Source organism: Streptomyces sp. NPDC047453 (genome assembly GCF_040643155.1).
Taxonomy (GTDB): Bacteria; Actinomycetota; Actinomycetes; order Streptomycetales; family Streptomycetaceae; genus Streptomyces.
In genome coordinates, this window is record NZ_JBEYTS010000021.1 from 83,535 (window position 1) to 101,362 (window position 17,828).

Consider the following 17,828-nt stretch of genomic DNA (forward strand, 5'->3'; position numbering starts at 1 on the left):
CCCGCTCCTCATCCCTGATCCCTCGCAAGCTGGAGAGAAGAAGTCCCATGGCTGAAGTTCTCGTCTTCGTCGACCACGCGGATGGTGCGGTCCGCAAGCCCACGTTGGAGCTGTTGACGCTGGCGCGTCGTCTGGGTGACCCGGTCGCGGTCGCGGTGGGTGCCGGTGCGGCCGCCACGGCGGGTGTGCTGACCGAGCACGGTGCGGTGAAGGTTCTCACGCACGAGGCGGCCGAGTACGCCGACTACCTGGTCGTGCCGAAGGTCGACGCGTTGCAGGCCGCGGTCGTGGCGGTGTCGCCGGTGGCGGTGCTGGTGCCGTCCTCGGCGGAGGGCAAGGAGGTCGCGGCGCGGCTGGCGCTGCGGGTCGGTTCGGGCGTCATCACCGACGCGGTCGACGTGGAGGCCGGTGAGCAGGGTCCGGTGGCCACGCAGTCGGTGTTCGCGGCCGGTTTCACCACCAAGTCGCGGGTGTCGAAGGGTGTCGCGGTGATCACCGTGAAGCCCAACAGTGCCGCGGTGGAGGCGGCCGCGGCCGCGGGCACCGTAAAGGAGTTGGCGGTGTCGTTCTCGGCGCTGGCGACGGGGACGAAGGTGACCGCGCGTACGCCGCGTGAGTCGACGGGTCGTCCGGAGCTGACGGAGGCCGCGGTCGTGGTCTCGGGTGGTCGTGGTGTGGGCGGGGCGGAGAGCTTCGCCGTCATCGAGGCGCTGGCGGACTCGCTGGGCGCGGCGGTGGGTGCCTCGCGTGCGGCGGTCGACGCTGGTTGGTACCCGCACACCGCACAGGTCGGTCAGACCGGCAAGAGTGTGTCGCCGCAGCTGTACATCGCTTCGGGCATCTCGGGTGCGATCCAGCACCGTGCGGGTATGCAGACCTCGAAGACGATCGTGGCGATCAACAAGGACGCCGAGGCCCCGATCTTCGACCTCGTCGACTACGGCGTCGTCGGCGACCTCTTCGACGTCGTGCCCCAGCTCACCGACGAGATCAAGACCCGCAAGGGCTGACCTCGCTCTCGCGCGTATGGGCGTCTCCGGCCACCGGTCGGCGGCGCCCACACGCATGACACGACCCGTGCCCGTGCCGGGCGTGCTCCCCGGGGCGCGGGACGTCGCGCGCGTTCCGCCGGGCGGGGTCCCGTCGCGGGACACGGTCCCTTGCCCGGGGTCGGGGGCGCGGCGCATGATGCCCGACAGGAGCGAGGCGAGCGACGCGCGGGACCATGCCGCCGGGGCGGGACGGGCGAGGAGCGTCCACCCCGTCCCCGGACACCCCCGCTCCCGGAGCCGACGACGGGAGCGGACGCATGGACCGGGGGACCGGTGCCACCAAACGGACCGGCACCACCGAACGCACCGGCGCCACCGAATACACCGGCACCACCGAACGGACCGGCGCATCGCGTCCGCGCGTGCCGTCGCGGTGGCCCCGGCATCTCGCCGCCGTGCATCTGAGCGGACTCCTGCTGCTGTGCACCTTCCTCGTCCCGCCGGCCTGGCTCCTGGACGCCGCGTACGCGACTCCGCCCGGGGACGCGACGGCCGACGCGCCCTTCGCCCTCCTGTTCGCCGCGCCCCTGTTCTGTGTGGCGCTCCATCTGCTGGTGCAGATCCCGGCAGGTCTCCTGGGCGTCCGGGCGGGCGACGGACGTTCCTCGTGGGTGCGGTACGGGTGCGCGCTCCTGGCGGCCGTGCCGACGAGTCTGCTGCTCTGCCTCGTCCTCGTCGGGGAGTCTCCCGCCCATGCCCTGCCCGCCTGGGGCGACGCCGTCGTCCGTGTCGCGATCGGCCTGCTCGGCCACGTGTGGGTCGTACGGGCCTCCGCCGCGCGACCGCATGCCACGCGCGCCGCCCGGTCGGGGTCCTCCCGACGCGGTTGAAGCGCGCCCCTCACCCGGCGACCCTGCCCCCGTCCGGCTTCCCGCCCGCCGTCACCGTGTCGGAGCGGGCCCTTCTCCTCACGCCTGAACCCCCGAGTCACCTCCTACACCCTTCAGGGAATCCCGTAGCCGTGGGGTCGCGCTCGCCACCGTCCCGGTGTCGCGCTTCTCCGGCGCGCTGCCGCCACCTCCTCCCATACCCCTGCTGAGCTGCGCGGCCCTCACTGGCAGGGGTTCCGGAGCGGCGCTTCGGCCTTCTTCGGAAACAGGGGTGGCGGTGGATCAAGGATGGAGTTAATCTACAGCCATAAGGTTATTTGGTTGCGGCGGACGGTCCGCGACTGCTTGAGAGGTGAGAGCGGTGCCGGCGAACGAGAGTGTGCACGAACTGGTCGTCCGACGGCGTGACCAGGTGGCCCAGGACGTGGTGCGTCTGACCCTGGCGCGGCCCGACGGCGGCGACGTGCCGGAGTGGGAGCCGGGCGCGCACGTCGACCTGCTCCTCGGCGACGACCTGGTCCGTCAGTACTCGCTGTGCGGGGACGAGTCCGACCGGGCCGAACTCCAGGTGGCGGTCCTGCGTGAGCCGGCCGGACGCGGCGGCTCCGCGCACGTCCACGACCTGCTGGCCGAGGGCGACACCGTGCGGGTGCGGGGTCCCCGCAACAACTTCGCCCTCGTCGACGCTCCGGAGTACCTCTTCGTCGCCGGCGGCATCGGGATCACCCCGCTGCTGCCCATGATCCGCCGCGCGGAGGCGGCCGGGGCGCGCTGGACGCTGCTCTACGGCGGCCGTACGCGCGCCACCATGGCCTTCCTCGACCAGCTCGCCGAGCACCCCGCCGACCGGGTCCGCGTACAGCCGCAGGACGAGTGCGGACTGCTGGACCTGGATTCGGTCCTGGGGGAGCCGCGGGACGGGGTCGCGGTGTACTGCTGCGGGCCGGAACCGCTGCTGGCGGCGGTCGAGAAGCTGGCCGCGGCCTGGCCGGAGGGGACCCTGCACCTGGAGCGCTTCGCGCCCAAGGAGATCGAGGACGCCCCCGAGCCGGGCAGCTTCGTGGTGAAGCTGGCCCGCTCCGGCGCCACGCTGACCGTGCCCGCCGACCGCTCACTCGCCGACGTGCTCGACGACGCGCGGGTGGGGCTGGTCACCTCCTGCCGCGAGGGGACCTGCGGCACCTGCGAGACCCCGGTGCTGGAGGGCCGCCCCGACCACCGCGACTCCCTGCTCTCCGAGAAGGAGCGTCAGGAGAGCAGGACGATGATGCCGTGCGTCTCCCGCTGCCTCTCCGCGACCCTGGTGCTCGACCTGTGAGCGGCGGCGGGGCGGCCCGGCGCCCGGCGACCCCCGCGGGCGCCGAGGGATCCACCGGCCGCCCGACGCCGCCCCGACGTCCACGACCTTCCGCCCGGAGGGTCCGCCCGCTTCCGCCGCGGCACCGCGGTCGTCCCTCCCCGCCCCCGCGGACCGAGGTCGCTCGGTCGATCCGCGGGACGCCCACCCTGCCCCGATCGAGGAGAACCGATGGACACTGACCTTTTCGAGCCCGACCACGAGGCGTACCGCGAGACCGCGCGGTCCTTCGTCCATCGGGAGGTCGTGCCGAACATGCGGCGCTGGGACGAGGAACGCTGCGTGGACCGGGACACCTGGCGGAAGGCCGGTCGTGCCGGACTGGTGGGACTCTCGGTGCCGGAGCGGTTCGGCGGCGCGGACGAGCCCGACTTCCGCTACCGCGTCGTGCTGTGCGAGGAGATCGCCCAGGTCGGCGCGTCCTCGCTGCAGTCCTCGTTCAGCACCAACGACGACATCGTCCTGGGTTACCTGCACAACCTGGCGACGGAGGAGCAGAAGGAGCGCTGGCTGCCCGGGTTCGTCACCGGCGAGACCGTCGGCGCGATCGCGATGAGCGAGCCCGCGGCCGGCAGTGACCTGCGGGGCATCACCACCACCGCCGTCCGGGACGGCGACCACTGGGTGCTCAACGGCTCCAAGACCTTCATCACCAACGGCATCCTGGCCGACCTGATCGTGCTCGTGGCCCGGACCGACATGGGCGCCGGCAGCAAGGGCTACAGCCTGTTCGTGGTGGAGGGGGACACCCCGGGCTTCACCCGCGGACGCAAGCTGGACAAGGTCGGACTGCAGGCGCAGGACACCGCGGAACTCTTCTTCGACAACGCCCGGGTCCCCGCCGCCAACCTGCTCGGCCCCGTCGGCAGCGGACTGGCCTCGCTCATGCAGAACCTCCCCCGGGAGCGACTGGGCATCGCGGTGGCCGCGCAGAGCTCGGCGGAGGCGGCCTTCCGCTGGACCCTGGACTACGTCCGCGAGCGGCAGGCCTTCGGCAAGTCGATCGCGGAGTTCCAGAGCGTCGGCTTCACCCTGGCCGAACTGCGCACCAGCATCGAGGTGAGCCGCGCCTACCTCGACCGCTGCGTCCGGGCGGTGAACGCCGGCACGCTGACCGCGGTGGACGCGGCCAAGGCCAAGTGGTGGGCGACCGACATGCAGTGGAAGGTCATCGACGCCGGTGTCCAACTCCACGGCGGCTACGGCTACATGAAGGAGTACCCGATCGCCCAGGCGTTCATGGACGCCCGGATCCAGCGGATCTACGGCGGCACGAACGAGATCATGAAGGAGATCATCAGCCGCGATCTGGTGCGCAACCCCTGACGACCGGCCAGACCGCGGCCCCGAGCCCCCCGCCCTCCCGACGCCGACCGGCCGGGAGGCGCGGGGGAGGGGCCGACGGTCGGGGCCGACGACTCTCCGGTGGGCGCGTGCGGGCGCCCACCGGAGGTGGACGGGGGCGGGGCGGCGCGAGGGGCACGCCCCCCGGGCGGACGCCGGGCGCGGCGGGACGGCAGTGGCCGGACGCGGTGACGGGCGGACGCCCGGACCGACGGCCGGAGCGACGACACACGACGGAGCGGGCATGACGAAACGTTGGGGCATCACTCTCCCGGTGCCGGGACTCTCGATCGCGGACCAGCGCGAGCTGGTCTCCTCCCTGCCCGACCTGGGCTACACGGACGTCTGGTCGGCCGAGGCCGACGCGTCCGACGCCTTCACCCCGCTGGCCCTGGCCTCCGCCTGGGCGCCCCGGCTACGGCTCGGCACCGCGATCGTGCCCGTCTTCACCCGGGGCCCCGCCACGCTGGCGATGAGCGCGGCCACCTTGGCCGCCGCGGCGCCGGGACGGTTCGCCCTGGGCGTGGGCACCTCCTCCGACGTCATCGTCGAACACTGGAACGACATTCCCTTCGAGGAGCCCTACAAGCGGGTCCGGGACACCGTGCGCTTCCTGCGCTCCGCCCTGCGCGGGGAGCGGGTGGACGAGACCTACGAGACCTTCGCGGTAGGGGGCTTCACCGCCCGGCTGGTCCCCGAGGAGCCGCCCCCCGTCCTGATCGCCGCGCTGCGCCCCGGCATGCTGCGACTGGCCGGCCGGGAGGGGGACGGGGCGATCGTCAACTGGCTGTCCGCGCAGGACGTGCGCACGGTCGCGCCGTACGTGCGCGAGCGCGACCCGGACAAGGAGATCGTGGCGCGGATCTTCGTGATGCCCGGAGCGGACCCCGAGACGGCGCGGGCCCTGGGCCGACGGATGATCACCGCCTATCTCAACGTCCCGGTCTACCGGGCCTTCCACGAGTGGTTGGGCCGCGGTGATGTCCTCGGCCCGATGTGGCGGGCCTGGGGCGAGGGGGACCGTCGGGCGGCACTGCGGGCCGTACCCGACGAGGTGGTGGACGCGCTCGTGATCCACGGCCCCGCCGCACACTGCCGGGAGCGGATCCGCGAGTACGTCGACAACGGGGTCACCACCCCCGTGATCCACCTCGTGGGGGCCGAGGGCGACCCCGTGCGCGCGGTGCGGGACCTGGCCCCCGACGGCTGAGGGCGTACGCCTCGGGCGGTGTGTGGCGTAGGCGACGGACCCCCGAAAGGGCTGGCACCGGGACCCCCGCGCCCCTATGATTATCTATAGTCATTAGTTTAATGAAGGCAGGCTGCCCTCGCGCCGCGGCGCCCCGTCGCCGTTCTCGCGAGCCTGCCGCGCACCCGCGCCGCCGCGCGCCCCCGGAGCCCGTCCCCTGCCCGTCAGGGAGTCGGCACGTCCCGGCGGAACGACCCACCCAACGAGGCGGAAGAAACGAGGGAACTCCATGGAACTCGATCGACGGCAACTCTTCATCGGCGGCAAGTGGTCCGAACCGGCCGACGCGAGCGGCCAGGACGTCATCGAGGCCGCCACCGGCAAGGTGCTCGGCCGGACCGCGATGGCCTCCGCCGCCGACGTCGACGCCGCCGTGGCCGCGGCCCGCGCGGCGCTCGCCGGACCCTGGGGAAGCATGCCCGCCCAGGAGCGGGCGGACCTGCTGGACCGTTTCGCCGCCGCGCTCAAGGCCCGCCGGCGCGAGATCGCCCCGCTGGTCAGCCGCGAGAACGGGATGCCGCTGTCGCTCTCGATCCCGGTCAACGGCTTCAGCGCCTCGATGACCGTCGCCTACTACGCGCGCCTGCTGCGGGAACTGCCCGAGACGGACGTGCGCCCCAGCCTCATCGGCGAGACCGTCGTCCGCCGCGAGCCGGTGGGCGTGGTCGGCGCCATCACGCCGTGGAACTACCCGCAGTCCCTCGCCGCGATGAAGATCGGCCCTGCGCTGGCGGCCGGCTGCACGGTCGTCCTCAAGCCGGCCCCGGAGACCGCGCTGGACGCCTACTACTTCGCCGACGCCGCACAGGAGGCAGGGCTTCCCCCGGGCGTCCTCAACGTCCTGCCGGGCGGCCGCGAGGCCGGGGAGCACCTCGTCTCCCACCCGGGCGTCGACAAGATCGCCTTCACCGGCTCCACGGCGGCGGGCCGCGCCATCGGCGAACAGTGCGGCCGACTGCTGCGACCGGTCACCCTGGAACTGGGCGGCAAGTCCGCCGCGCTCCTCGCCCGGGACGCCGACCTGGCCGCGTTCACCGGCGCGCTGCTGGACGTCAGCCTCACCAACAACGGCCAGACCTGCCACGCCAGCACCCGCATCCTGGCCCCCGCCGCCCGCTACGAGGAGGTCGTCGACGCCGTCACCGAGACCGTCCGCGCCCTGCGCGTCGGCGACCCGCTCGACCGTTCCACCGAGGTCGGCCCGCTCGTCAGCGCCGCCCAGCAGGAACGCGTACGCGGCTACGTCGACCTCGGCGTGCGCGAGGGCGCCCGACTCACCACCGGCGGCTCGGCCCCCGTCGACGGCCTGCCGGACGGCTGGTTCGTCCGCCCCACCGTCCTGGCCGACGTGGACAACGACTGGCGGGTGGCGCGCGAGGAGATCTTCGGCCCCGTGCTCTGCGTGATCCGCTACGAGGACGAGGACCAGGCCGTCGCCGTCGCCAACGACTCCGACTACGGACTCGGCGGCACGGTCTGGACGACCGACCTGGACCACGGCATGGACCTCGCGGCCCGCATCCACACCGGAACCGTCGGCGTCAACCAGTACGGCGTCGACCTCCAAGCCCCCTTCGGCGGCGTGAAGGCCAGCGGACTGGGACGCGAGATGGGCCCGGAGGGACTGGCCCCCTACTTCTCCCTCAAGTCGGTCTACCGGCCGAAGCAGACCGCGGCGAGCTGACCCGAGCGCACGGACCGGACCGGCGGCAGCCGAACGGCCCCACCCGTACACCACAGGAGACAGGACACCAATGACCACCTCGCAGGAGACGACCGCGGCGGCCGCGACGCTGGAGCGGCGCGGGCACGTGGGCATCATCACCCTGAACCGGCCGCAGGCCATGAACGCGGTGAACGCCGCCCTCTCCGCCGCCGTCGGCGCGGCGCTCGAGGAGATCGCCGCCGACCCCGAACTGCGCGTCGGCGTCATCACCGGCGCGGGCCGGGCGTTCTGCGCGGGCGCCGACCTGAAGGAACTGGCCGCCGGACGACCGGTGTCGGCCGAGGGCAACGAGGAATGGGGCTTCGCGGGGCTGGTCCAGCACCCCATCGACAAGCCCCTGATCGCGGCCGTCAACGGGTTCGCGCTCGGCGGCGGCACCGAGATCGTCCTCGCCTGCGACCTCGTGGTCGCCGCCGAGGAGGCCCGACTGGGCCTGCCGGAGGTCAAGCGCGGTCTCATGGCGGCCGCCGGCGGCGTCTTCCGCATGGCCCGCCAGGTCCCCGCCAAGGTGGCCGCCGAACTCCTCTACACCGGCGAGCCGATGACCGCGCAGACCGCCCTGGAATGGGGACTGGTCAACCGCGTCGTCCCCGGCGAGCACGTCCTGGCGAGCGCGCTGGAACTGGCCGAGTCCATCGCCGCCAACGCCCCCCTGTCCGTGCAGAGCACCAAGCGGCTCCTGCGTGAGAGCCACGCCTACGGCTCGGACCTGGACCCGCAGCTGTGGGCGCTCAACAACAAGGAGATGGGCAACCTGTTCGCGAGCGAGGACGCCAAGGAAGGCCCGCGCGCCTTCGCCGAGAAGCGCGCCGCCCGCTGGACCGGCCGCTGACCCGAGGCCCCCGGCCCTCCCGGACGCCCGCACCGCGACCCCGCGGGCGTCCGCACCCCACCCCCCCGTCCGCACGTCTCCCAGGAAAAGGAAGTCCCATGAACGACGCCGTGATCGTGGATGTGATCCGTACCCCCTCGGGCAAGGGCAAGCCCGGCGGGCAGCTGTCGGGAATCCACCCGGCCGACCTCCTGTCCCGGGTGCTGCGCGCCCTGGTGGAGCGCAACGACCTCGACCCCGCCCTGATCGACGACGTCATCGCCGGCTGCGTCTCCCAGTCCGGCCAGCAGACGATGAACATCGCCCGCAACGCGATCCTCGGCGCGGGACTGCCCGAGTCCGTCCCCGGCACCACCATCGACCGCCAGTGCGGCTCCAGCCAGCAGGCCGCGCACTTCGCCGCGCAGGGCGTCATGGCGGGCGCCTACGACATCGCCATCGCCTGCGGCGTGGAGTCGATGAGCCGCGTGCCGATGTTCAGCAGCTCGCAGGGCCAGGACCCGGCCGGCCCCGCGGTCGCCGCCCGCTACCCCGAGGGCCTGGTCAACCAGGGCATCTCGGCGGAGCTCATCGCCGCCCGCTGGAAGCTTGACCGCGACGCCCTGGACTCCTTCTCCGCCCGCTCGCACGCCCGTGCCGCCGCCGCGGCGGCCTCCGGCGCCTTCGCCAGCGAGATCCTGCCGATCACCGTCACCGACGCCGACGGCACCGAGCGGACCCTGACCACCGACGAGACCGTGCGCGCCACGACCACCGTCGAGGGACTGGGCGGCCTCAAGCCCTCGTTCCGCGACGAGACCATGGGCGCGCGCTTCCCGGAGATCGACTGGTCCATCACCCCGGGCAACTCCTCCCCGCTGACCGACGGCGCCTCCGCCGCCCTGATCATGAGCGCGGCCAAGGCCGAGGCGCTGGGCCTGCGTCCCCGGGCCCGCTTCCACTCCTTCTCGGTGACCGGCTCCGACCCGATGCTCATGCTCACCGGCGTCATCCCCGCCACCGAGAAGGTCCTGGCCCGCGCCGGCCTCGGCATCGACGACATCGACGTCTACGAGGTCAACGAGGCGTTCGCCCCGGTGCCCCTGGTCTGGCAGCAGGAGCTGAGCGCCGACCCCGAGCGGCTCAACCCGCGCGGCGGCGCCATCGCCCTGGGCCACCCCCTGGGCGGCTCCGGCACCCGCCTGCTCACCACCATGCTCAACCACCTCGAGGCCACCGGCGGCCGCTACGGCCTGCAGACCATGTGCGAGGGCGGCGGCATGGCCAACGCCACCGTCATCGAACGCCTCTGACCCTCCCCCTCCCACCCACCTCGCAAGAAAGAAGGGAACAGCCGTGGACATCAACGGCAGCGTCGCCCTGGTCACCGGCGGAGCCTCGGGCCTGGGCCTGGCCACCGTCAAGAAGCTGGTCGCCTCCGGGGCCAAGGTCGTCATCGTCGACCTGCCCTCCTCGCCCGGCAAGGAGGTGGCGGCGGAGCTCGGCGACGGAGTCGTCTTCGCCCCCGCCGACGTCACCAGCGAGCAGGACATCACCGCCGCGCTGGACGCCGCGGAGGAACTGGGCACCCTGCGGGTCGCCGTCAACTGCGCCGGCATCGGCAACGCGATCAGGACCGTCGGCAAGCAGGGCGCCTTCCCGCTGGCCGACTTCACCAAGGTCCTCCAGGTCAACCTGATCGGCACGTTCAACGTGATCCGCCTGGCCGCCGAGCGCATCAGCCGGGCCGAGGAGATCGACGGGGAGCGCGGCGTCATCGTCAACACCGCCTCCGTCGCCGCCTTCGACGGCCAGATCGGCCAGGCCGCCTACTCCGCCTCCAAGGGCGGCGTCGTCGGGCTGACCCTGCCCGTCGCCCGGGACCTCGCCTCCCTGAAGATCCGCGTGGTCACCATCGCGCCCGGCCTGTTCGAGACGCCGATCCTGTCCGGGCTCAGCGACGACGCCAAGGCCTCGCTCGGCGCGCAGATCCCGCACCCCGCACGTCTCGGCAACCCCGTCGAGTACGCGGCCCTGGCCGCGCACATCGTGGAGAACCCGATGCTCAACGGCGAGACCATCCGCCTCGACGGCGCCATCCGGATGGGCCCGCGCTGACGCGTCGCCCGCCTCGCGTCCACGCGTCCGCCCCTTCGCCGCGGACACGTGGACGCCGTCCCCGCCCGGCCCCGCCGGTGCACCCACCCGGCTTCCCAAGGAAGGGAACCCCGCCATGCGCATCGGCATGAAACTGGACTACAGCGGCGGCTTCGTCGAAGCCATCGAGGAACTGCGCGACCTGGAGCGCGTGGGGCTGGACGTCGTCTACGTCGCGGAGGCGTACAGCTTCGACGCCGTCAGTCAGCTCGGCTTCATCGCCGCCAAGACCGAGAAGCTGCGGATCGCCTCCGGCATCCTGCCGATCTACTCCCGCACCCCCACCCTGATGGCCATGACGGCCGCCGGACTCGACTACGTCTCGGGAGGCCGCTTCACCCTCGGCCTCGGCGCCTCCGGCCCCCAGGTCATCGAGGGCTTCCACGGGCTGCCCTACCAGGCGCCGCTCGGACGCACCCGGGAACTCGTCGAGATCTGCCGCAAGGTCTGGCGCCGTGAGGCCGTCGTCCACGAGGGCAAGCACTACCGCATCCCGCTCCCCGCCGAGCAGGGCACCGGCCTGGGCAAACCCCTCAAGCTGATCAACCACCCGCTGCGCGCCCGCATCCCGGTGATGCTCGCCGCCATCGGCCCCAAGAACGTGTCGCTGGCCGCGGAGATCGCCGAGGAGTGGGAGCCGATCTTCTTCCACCCCGGCAAGGCGGCCGAGGTCTTCGGTCCCGCGCTCGACGAGGGCCGCGCCCGACGCGACCCGGAACTGGGCGAGTTGGGGATCAGCATCGGCGTCCCCGCCGCCGTCGGCCCCGACACCGAAGAGGCGCTGCGCGCGGTGCGCGCCCAACTCGCCCTGTACATCGGTGGCATGGGTGCCAAGGGCAAGAACTTCTACAACGACCTGGCCCGCCGCTACGGCTACGAGGAGGAGGCCGAGCGCACCCAGGACCTCTACCTCGCCGGACGCAAGGAAGAGGCCGCCGTGGTGCTGCCCGAGGAACTGGTGCGCGCGCTGTGCCTGGTGGGCACGGAGGACGAGGTCGCCGAGCGCCTCGCCGCCTACGCCGGGGCCGGTGTCACCACCCTGTCCCTCCAGCCGGTGGGCCCCGACGTGGGCGACCGGGCCGCGCGTATCGCCCTCGTCGAGCGGGTCGCCGCCCTCGCGGCCGGCTGACCTGCCCCACCCGTACGTACCGCACACGAGCCCGCCCCGCGCGTCGCGGGGCTCGAGGAGGACATGATGCCCGGACCGTTGGACGGCCTGCGGGTGGTGGAGTTGGGGGGTATCGGGCCGGGTCCGCACGCGGCGATGCTGCTGGCGGATCTGGGTGCGGACGTGGTGCGGGTGGAGCGTCCCAGCGGGGGCCTGCGCACGGTTCCCGAGGGTGAGGCCGACTGGCTGCTGCGGGGGCGGCGTTCGGTGGCCGCCGACCTGAAGGACCCCGAAGGTCTGGAAGTGGTGCGGGCGCTGGTGGAGCGCGCGGATGTTCTGGTGGAGTGTTTCCGTCCGCAGGTCGCCGAGCGGTTGGGGATCGGCCCGGAGGCGTTCCAGGACAGCAATCCTGGTCTGATCTATGCGCGGATGACGGGGTGGGGTCAGGACGGGCCCTGGGCGAAGCGGGCCGGGCACGACATCAACTATCTGTCGGTGACCGGTGTCCTGCACGCGATCGGCACCTCCGGCGCCCGCCCCACGGTCCCGCTCAACCTGCTCGGCGACTTCGGCGGCGGTTCTCTCTACCTGGTGCTGGGCATCCTGGCCGCGCTGCACGAACGTCACCGCTCCGGGGCCGGGCAGGTCGTGGACGCGGCGATCGTGGACGGCACCACCTCGCTGGCGCAGATGATCTGGGCGTTCCGTGGCACGGGTGTGTGGGACGACACCCCCGCCCACAACCTCATCGACTCCGGCGCCCCCTTCTACGACACCTACCCGTGTGCCGACGGCCGCCACATCGCCGTCGGCGCCCTGGAACCCCAGTTCTACGCGCAGCTCCTGGAGGGTCTGGCCCTTGACACGGCCGGTCTGCCTTCCCCGGACGATCGTGCGGGTTGGCCGCTTCTGCGGGAGGCGTTCGGCGAAGTGTTCGCGACGCGGACCCGTGACGAGTGGGCGGAGATCTTCGCCGACATCGACGCGTGTGTGACCCCGGTGTTGTCCTTCGCCGAGGCCACCACCCACCCGCACCTGGCCGCCCGTGCCACCCACATCACCCCCGGCGGCGTCCCCCAGGCAGCACCCGCACCCCGTTTCTCCCGTTCCACCGCTATTCCACCCACCACCCCGCCCGCACCCGGCGCCGACACCGCCGAGGTCCTCCACGACTGGGGCATCACCCCATGACGCCGGACGCACCCGCACCACGCCCCGAGGAGCCACGATGAGACGAGGCCTGTACACCGCCGACCACGAGGAGTTCCGCGAGGTCGTCGCCGAGTTCGTCCGAAGGGAAGTCGCCCCGAACCTGGAGCGCTGGGACGAGCAGCGTCTCATCGACCGGGACGTCTGGCTCGCCGCGGGCGAACAGGGCCTGCTCGGCCTCGCCGCACCCGAGGAGCACGGCGGGGCCGCCCTGAGCGACTACCGCTACCGCAACGTCGTCCAGGAGGAACTGGCCAAGGTCTTCGCCTCCTCGCTGGCGTCCGGCTTCTCCCTCCAGGACGACATCGCCATCCCGTACCTCACCTCGCTCGGCACCGAGGAGCAGAAGAAGCGCTGGCTGCCCGGGATGGCCGCCGGCAAGCTCATCGGCGCCATCGCGATGACCGAACCGGGCACCGGCAGCGACCTGCGGGGCATCAAGACCTCCGGCGTCCGCGTGGACGGCGGCTGGCTGGTCAACGGCAGCAAGACCTTCATCACCAACGGCATCCAGTCCGACGTGGTCATCGTCGTGGTGCGCACCGACCCGGAGGGCGGCTCGCAGGGCTTCAGCCTGCTGGTGGTCGAGCGCGACATGCCCGGCTTCACCCGCGGTCGCAAGCTCGCCAAGGTCGGACTGCACGCACAGGACACCGCCGAGCTGTTCTTCGACGACGTGTTCGTCCCGGACTCCCACGTGCTGGGCACCGTCGGCGGCGGCTTCGGCCAGCTGGTCTCGCACCTGCCGCTGGAGCGCCTGTCGATCGCCGCGCACGCCCTCGCGCTCGCCGACGCGGTCCTCGCCGACACCATCGAATACACCCAGCAGCGCGTCGCCTTCGGACAGCCCATCGCGGACTTCCAGAACACCCGCTTCGAACTGGCCGAGCTGAGCACCGAACTCGACGTCACCCGGGCCTTCGTGGACCGGGCCGTCTTGGCCCACGGCGAGGACGACCTCACCGTGGTCGACGCCGCCAAGGCCAAGTGGTGGGCCACCGAGGTGCAGAACCGGGTCGTCGACCGCTGTCTGCAACTGCACGGCGGCTACGGCTACATGCTGGAGTACCCGGTGGCGCGCGCCTTCCAGGACTCCCGCATCCAGAAGATCTTCGGTGGGACCAACGAGATCATGAAGCAGATCATCGGTCGGGACCTCATCGGCCGCAAGTGACCCGCCCGAACCCCTCGGTGCCCGCGCCACAGCCCCTCGGGCGGCGCGGGCACCGGTGCGTGACGACGGCGTGCGGCGACGACGCGTCCCGTCCCGGTGCGGGGTCGGTTCCGCACCGGTGCGTGACGTCGTCGCACACGTACGACCGGGCCCTCGCGCACGCGCGACCGCGGGAACGGACGACGCCCCGGTCGGTTCCGCCCTCTCCTCTTGCCTTGGAGGGGTGCGGAACCGACCGGGGCGTCCTGCACGCGGACCGGCTCAGGGACCGGCTGCGTCCTCGGCGTCCGCCAGCCGGGCGGTGCCGTCCAGGGCCACCCGCACCGGGACGCCGGCCAGCTCCCGTCCGGTCATCTCGGCCAGGTCGTCCGCCTCCTGGCACACCGCCAGGGTCCGTCCGCCCTGCGGGGTGCGCACGCTCAGGAACGCCCGCTCGGGGCGGCCCTCCCGGTCGTGGAGCACCGTCCACGCCTCCAGCGCACCGGTGCCCTCCCACTGCACCAGCGCCCGGGTGCGCGGCTCGCGGTCCACCTCCGCCTGCACGTTCTGCGCCCGGAAACCGGCCTGCGGCGGCCGCGTCCCGTACACGCCCATCGCGTGCTTGGTCAGGTAGCCGCCGTTCGCGGTCACCAGACCCACCGCCCCCGGCGCGTCCCGCAGCCGGGCGGCCATGGTGGCGATGGAGTGGCTGACGTAGTTGTTCCAGGGGCCGCCCGCGAAGGTCAGCCCCCCGGTCACGGTCAGCGGACGGGAGGCGTCGTCCAGCGCCAGCCCCAGTTCCCGGGCCGCGATCTGCACCGCGGAGGGGAAACACGAGTAGACGTCGACCAGATCCACGGAGCCGGCGTCCGTGCCCGCCAGTTCCAGCGCCCGTCGCCCGGAGATCCGGATCGCCGGGGAGCGGTGCAGCTCCCCGCGCGCGCCCAGTTCGAGGGTGTCGTTCGCCTCCGCGCCGGACTGCGGGAAGATCCAGCGGTCGGACGGCACCCCGTGACGGCGGGCGGCCTCCACGGAGCACAGCAGCAGCGCCGCCCCCTGCTCCACCATGTTGTTGGAGTTCATCAGCTTCGGGTAGGGCCAGGCGATCCAGCGGTTGTCCGGCGAGGGCGTCAGGATCTCCTCCGGCGTGTGCGCCCGCCGGATCCAGGCGTGCGGGTTGTCCGCGGCCACCCGGCTGAAGTCCGCCCACAGCCGTGCGCCGACCCGCAGTTGCTCCTCGACGGTGCGGCCCGCGTCGATCCGGTGTGCCTGCTCGAACAGCGGGTACACCCAGGACGGCGGCTCCAGCCCGATCCGCTTCTCGCCCTGGCCCAGCAGCGGACCGGAACCGCCCAGCAGCGGTGCGGCCGGCACCGTCTCGTCCTGCACGGTCCAGGCGGGGCGCTCGCCCCGGGCCCGCAGCCGCATCCGGGTCCGCCACGTCTCCGCCCCGCCGATCAGCACGACGTCGGAGCGTCCGGCGGCGATGTCCGACGCGGCACCGTTCAGCAGCGCCTGCGGGTTGTTGCCGCCGTCGGCGGTGTACACGGTGTCCCGGGGGGAGGCACCGACCCGCTCCGCGAGCAGGGCGCCGGGGTCGCGGTAGCGCCAGGACAGCATGCGCACCAGGCGGACGGCGTCCAGCGACTTCAGCAGCGAGGTGCCGCCCGAGTCGCGCTCGGCCTCGCGGGCCGCCGCGGCCAGCAGGTCGACCGGTTCGAGGGCGTCGTCCCGCTGGTTGAGCTGCCCGGTGCCGACCAGGACGGGGGTACGGGGGTCGAGGTTCATCCGCGCACCGCCTCCAGGATGCGCCCGCGCGCCTCTGACCGGGGCCAGCCGGCCAGGATCATCGTGGTGACACAGGTGGGACGCCACGCGCGAGCGATCTCCTCGCAGATCTTGTCGACCGGTCCCACCAGTGCCACGTCCTCCACCATCGCCGTCGGTACGGCCTCCACCGCTGCCTCCTTGCGTCCCGCCAGATACAGGTCCTGAATCTCCGCACACACCTCGCCCCAGCCCATCCGGGCGAAGACCTCGGTGTGGAAGTTGGCGCCCTTGGCGCCCATCCCGCCCGCGTACAGCGCGATCACCGGTTTGATCCTCCTCGCCGCGACCTCGACGTCGTCGTGCTCGACGATCGGGCAGACTGCGGCGACCTCGAATTCCTCCGGTCCGCGTCGGGCACCGGGGCGGGTGAACCCCTCGTACAACGCGTTCCGGTAGAACGCGTCGCTCCGGGGCGAGAACCACAGCGGGATCCAGCCGTCGGCGATCTCCGCCGCCAGCGCCACGTTCTTGGGACCCTCCGCTCCCAGCAGCACCGGGATGTCGGACCGCAGCGGGTGGACCGTGGACCGCAGCGGCTTACCCAGTCCGGTGCCGCCCGGATGCGGCAGCCGGTAGTGGCGGCCCTCGTAGGTCACGGGCTCACGGCGCTCCCAGACGCTGCGCAGGATCTCCACGTACTCCCGGGTGCGCTCCAACGGCCGCGGGTAGGGCTGCCCGTACCAGCCCTCGACGACCTGGGGTCCGGAAGCGCCCAGGCCGAGCATCACCCGGCCCCCGCTGAGGTGGTCCAGGGTCAGTGCCGCCATCGCCGTCGCGGTCGGGGTGCGGGCCGAGATCTGGGCCACCGAGGTGCCCAGCCGGATCCGCGAGGTCCGCGCCCCCCACCAGGCCAGGGGGGTGAAGGCGTCGGAGCCGTAGGCCTCGGCGGTCCAGAAGCTGTCCACGCCCAGCGCCTCGGCCTCGTGCAGGCGCTGCTCGACCTTCGCCGGTGGGCCGGAGCTCCAGTAGCCGGCCTGGAATCCGACCTTCATGCGCGTGCCTCCGCGGTGTGCGGGAGCGACCGGGGGCGGCCCGCGCGCTCCGTGTCGGGTGCGTCCACGCGGGCCTCAGCGGTTGCGGTAGACGGGCGGGCGCTTCTCCAGGAACGCCTCGACCGCCTCCTGGTGGTCCTCGGTCATCGTGCTCAGGATCTGGGTGCGGTTCTCCAGCTGGACGGCCGAACGGAAGCTCGGGTTCTCCAGGTTGGCCCACAGCACGCTCTTGGTCATCCACACCCCGAACGGGCTGTTCTCGGCGATCGCCGACGCCCGGTCCAGCGCCGCCTCCAGCAGTTCCTCGTCCGGGACCACGGTCGACACCAGGCCGATGCGCTCGGCCTCGGCGGCGTCCAGGGTGCCGCCGGTGAGCAGCAGTTCGGAGGCGCGCGAGAAGCCGATCAGACGCGGCAGCAGCCAGCTGACCCCGATGTCGCCGCCGCCCAGGCCGCGCTTGATGAACGAGGCGTGGAAGGCGGCCGAGGAGGCCATCACCCGGATGTCGCAGAACAGGGACAGGGCCATGCCGCCTCCGGCCGCGGCCCCGTTGACGGCGGCGATGATCGGCGCGCGCACCCGGCGGAAGGCCTCGCCCAGGTCGACGATGTGCTCCTGCACCCGCAGACCGGCCTGCGGGCGTCCCTCGTCCGGCACCGCGCCGGGCGCGGTGCCGTAGCCGCGGAAGTCGAAGCCGGCGCAGAATGCCCGGCCCGCCCCGGTGAGCACCACGGCCCGCACCCGCGAGTCGTCCCGGACACGGTCGAGCACCTCGTGCAGCCCCTGGATGAGCTCGGAGGTCATGGCGTTGAGTTTGTCCGGCCGGTTCAGCCGCACGAGCAGGATGCCCGGACGGGGCTCCTCCGTCTCGATCACTGTGCTGGTCATCGGTGCTCCTTGTCCCGTCACGATGAGATCGGCCCGGCCCGCCGAGGCTGCCGCGGTCGTCGGCACGGCGGCAGGAAGGGCCCTCGAATTAACCTAATAACATAAGGCTGAACAGGCAAGGG

Annotated in this window: 15 protein-coding genes; 12 read left to right on the forward strand and 3 right to left on the reverse strand. The window is 72.6% G+C overall.

Going from position 1 to position 17,828, the window contains the following annotated elements; translation table 11 throughout:
• Positions 1–47: 47 nt before the first annotated feature.
• The 12 genes from ABZ818_RS20275 (at position 48) to ABZ818_RS20330 (ending at position 14,017) form a co-directional block, all read left to right on the forward strand.
• On the forward strand, positions 48–1,010 hold the full coding sequence (locus ABZ818_RS20275) for an electron transfer flavoprotein subunit alpha/FixB family protein (protein ID WP_361416169.1): 963 nt from the start codon (positions 48–50) through the stop codon (positions 1,008–1,010).
• 299 nt (positions 1,011–1,309) lie between these two features.
• Positions 1,310–1,882: a hypothetical protein gene (locus ABZ818_RS20280; protein WP_361416171.1), complete on the forward strand. Its 573-nt coding sequence runs from the start codon at positions 1,310–1,312 to the stop codon at positions 1,880–1,882.
• A gap of 361 nt (positions 1,883–2,243) precedes the next feature.
• Positions 2,244–3,200 (forward strand): PDR/VanB family oxidoreductase, encoded by a 957-nt coding sequence (locus ABZ818_RS20285; RefSeq protein ID WP_361416173.1) that lies wholly within the window; start codon positions 2,244–2,246, stop codon positions 3,198–3,200.
• 210 nt (positions 3,201–3,410) lie between these two features.
• Positions 3,411–4,565: an acyl-CoA dehydrogenase family protein gene (locus tag ABZ818_RS20290; RefSeq protein WP_361416175.1), complete on the forward strand. Its 1,155-nt coding sequence runs from the start codon at positions 3,411–3,413 to the stop codon at positions 4,563–4,565.
• 262 nt (positions 4,566–4,827) lie between these two features.
• On the forward strand, positions 4,828–5,793 hold the full coding sequence (locus ABZ818_RS20295; RefSeq protein ID WP_361416177.1) for an LLM class F420-dependent oxidoreductase: 966 nt from the start codon (positions 4,828–4,830) through the stop codon (positions 5,791–5,793).
• A 268-nt stretch (positions 5,794–6,061) separates the two neighbouring features.
• A complete protein-coding gene (locus ABZ818_RS20300) occupies positions 6,062–7,516 on the forward strand; it encodes an aldehyde dehydrogenase (RefSeq protein WP_361416179.1) in 1,455 nt (484 codons plus the stop codon).
• 70 nt (positions 7,517–7,586) lie between these two features.
• Positions 7,587–8,390, forward strand: a complete 804-nt coding sequence (locus ABZ818_RS20305) for a crotonase/enoyl-CoA hydratase family protein (protein WP_361416181.1) — start codon at positions 7,587–7,589, stop codon at positions 8,388–8,390.
• A 98-nt stretch (positions 8,391–8,488) separates the two neighbouring features.
• On the forward strand, positions 8,489–9,682 hold the full coding sequence (locus ABZ818_RS20310; RefSeq protein ID WP_361416183.1) for an acetyl-CoA C-acyltransferase: 1,194 nt from the start codon (positions 8,489–8,491) through the stop codon (positions 9,680–9,682).
• A gap of 43 nt (positions 9,683–9,725) precedes the next feature.
• Entirely contained in the window at positions 9,726–10,487 is a 762-nt protein-coding gene (locus ABZ818_RS20315; protein WP_361416185.1) for a 3-hydroxyacyl-CoA dehydrogenase, read from the forward strand.
• Positions 10,488–10,602: 115 nt separating this feature from the next.
• The gene (locus ABZ818_RS20320; protein ID WP_361416187.1) at positions 10,603–11,655 is read left to right on the forward strand and encodes an LLM class F420-dependent oxidoreductase; all 1,053 of its coding nucleotides are present in this window, start codon (positions 10,603–10,605) and stop codon (positions 11,653–11,655) included.
• Between the two features lie 66 nt (positions 11,656–11,721).
• The gene (locus ABZ818_RS20325; protein ID WP_361416189.1) at positions 11,722–12,825 is read left to right on the forward strand and encodes a CaiB/BaiF CoA-transferase family protein; all 1,104 of its coding nucleotides are present in this window, start codon (positions 11,722–11,724) and stop codon (positions 12,823–12,825) included.
• Positions 12,826–12,862: 37 nt separating this feature from the next.
• Positions 12,863–14,017 (forward strand): acyl-CoA dehydrogenase family protein, encoded by a 1,155-nt coding sequence (locus tag ABZ818_RS20330; RefSeq protein ID WP_361416191.1) that lies wholly within the window; start codon positions 12,863–12,865, stop codon positions 14,015–14,017.
• 261 nt (positions 14,018–14,278) lie between these two features.
• Here the strand turns inward: ABZ818_RS20330 and ABZ818_RS20335 are convergent, their stop codons facing one another.
• The 3 genes from ABZ818_RS20335 to ABZ818_RS20345 form a co-directional block, all read right to left on the reverse strand.
• Positions 14,279–15,784 (reverse strand): acetyl-CoA acetyltransferase, encoded by a 1,506-nt coding sequence (locus tag ABZ818_RS20335; RefSeq protein ID WP_361416193.1) that lies wholly within the window; start codon positions 15,782–15,784, stop codon positions 14,279–14,281.
• The gene (locus ABZ818_RS20340) at positions 15,781–16,818 is read right to left on the reverse strand and encodes an LLM class F420-dependent oxidoreductase (protein WP_361416195.1); all 1,038 of its coding nucleotides are present in this window, start codon (positions 16,816–16,818) and stop codon (positions 15,781–15,783) included. The genes ABZ818_RS20335 and ABZ818_RS20340 overlap by 4 nt, the downstream gene beginning before the upstream one ends.
• Positions 16,819–16,893: 75 nt before the next feature.
• Entirely contained in the window at positions 16,894–17,706 is an 813-nt protein-coding gene (locus tag ABZ818_RS20345) for an enoyl-CoA hydratase-related protein (RefSeq protein ID WP_361416197.1), read from the reverse strand.
• Positions 17,707–17,828 lie beyond the last annotated feature (122 nt).

Bases quoted from the DNA above. Each gene is read 5' to 3' on its own strand.
- ABZ818_RS20275 (WP_361416169.1), top strand. From the start codon at position 48: ATGGCTGAAGTTCTCGTCTTCGTCGACCACGCGGATGGTGCGGTCCGC.
- ABZ818_RS20280 (WP_361416171.1), top strand. From the start codon at position 1,310: ATGGACCGGGGGACCGGTGCCACCAAACGGACCGGCACCACCGAACGC.
- ABZ818_RS20290 (WP_361416175.1), top strand. From the start codon at position 3,411: ATGGACACTGACCTTTTCGAGCCCGACCACGAGGCGTACCGCGAGACC.
- ABZ818_RS20295 (WP_361416177.1), top strand. From the start codon at position 4,828: ATGACGAAACGTTGGGGCATCACTCTCCCGGTGCCGGGACTCTCGATC.
- ABZ818_RS20300 (WP_361416179.1), top strand. From the start codon at position 6,062: ATGGAACTCGATCGACGGCAACTCTTCATCGGCGGCAAGTGGTCCGAA.
- ABZ818_RS20305 (WP_361416181.1), top strand. From the start codon at position 7,587: ATGACCACCTCGCAGGAGACGACCGCGGCGGCCGCGACGCTGGAGCGG.
- ABZ818_RS20310 (WP_361416183.1), top strand. From the start codon at position 8,489: ATGAACGACGCCGTGATCGTGGATGTGATCCGTACCCCCTCGGGCAAG.
- ABZ818_RS20320 (WP_361416187.1), top strand. From the start codon at position 10,603: ATGCGCATCGGCATGAAACTGGACTACAGCGGCGGCTTCGTCGAAGCC.
- ABZ818_RS20325 (WP_361416189.1), top strand. From the start codon at position 11,722: ATGCCCGGACCGTTGGACGGCCTGCGGGTGGTGGAGTTGGGGGGTATC.
- ABZ818_RS20330 (WP_361416191.1), top strand. From the start codon at position 12,863: ATGAGACGAGGCCTGTACACCGCCGACCACGAGGAGTTCCGCGAGGTC.
- ABZ818_RS20335 (WP_361416193.1), bottom strand. From the start codon at position 15,784: ATGAACCTCGACCCCCGTACCCCCGTCCTGGTCGGCACCGGGCAGCTC.
- ABZ818_RS20340 (WP_361416195.1), bottom strand. From the start codon at position 16,818: ATGAAGGTCGGATTCCAGGCCGGCTACTGGAGCTCCGGCCCACCGGCG.
- ABZ818_RS20345 (WP_361416197.1), bottom strand. From the start codon at position 17,706: ATGACCAGCACAGTGATCGAGACGGAGGAGCCCCGTCCGGGCATCCTG.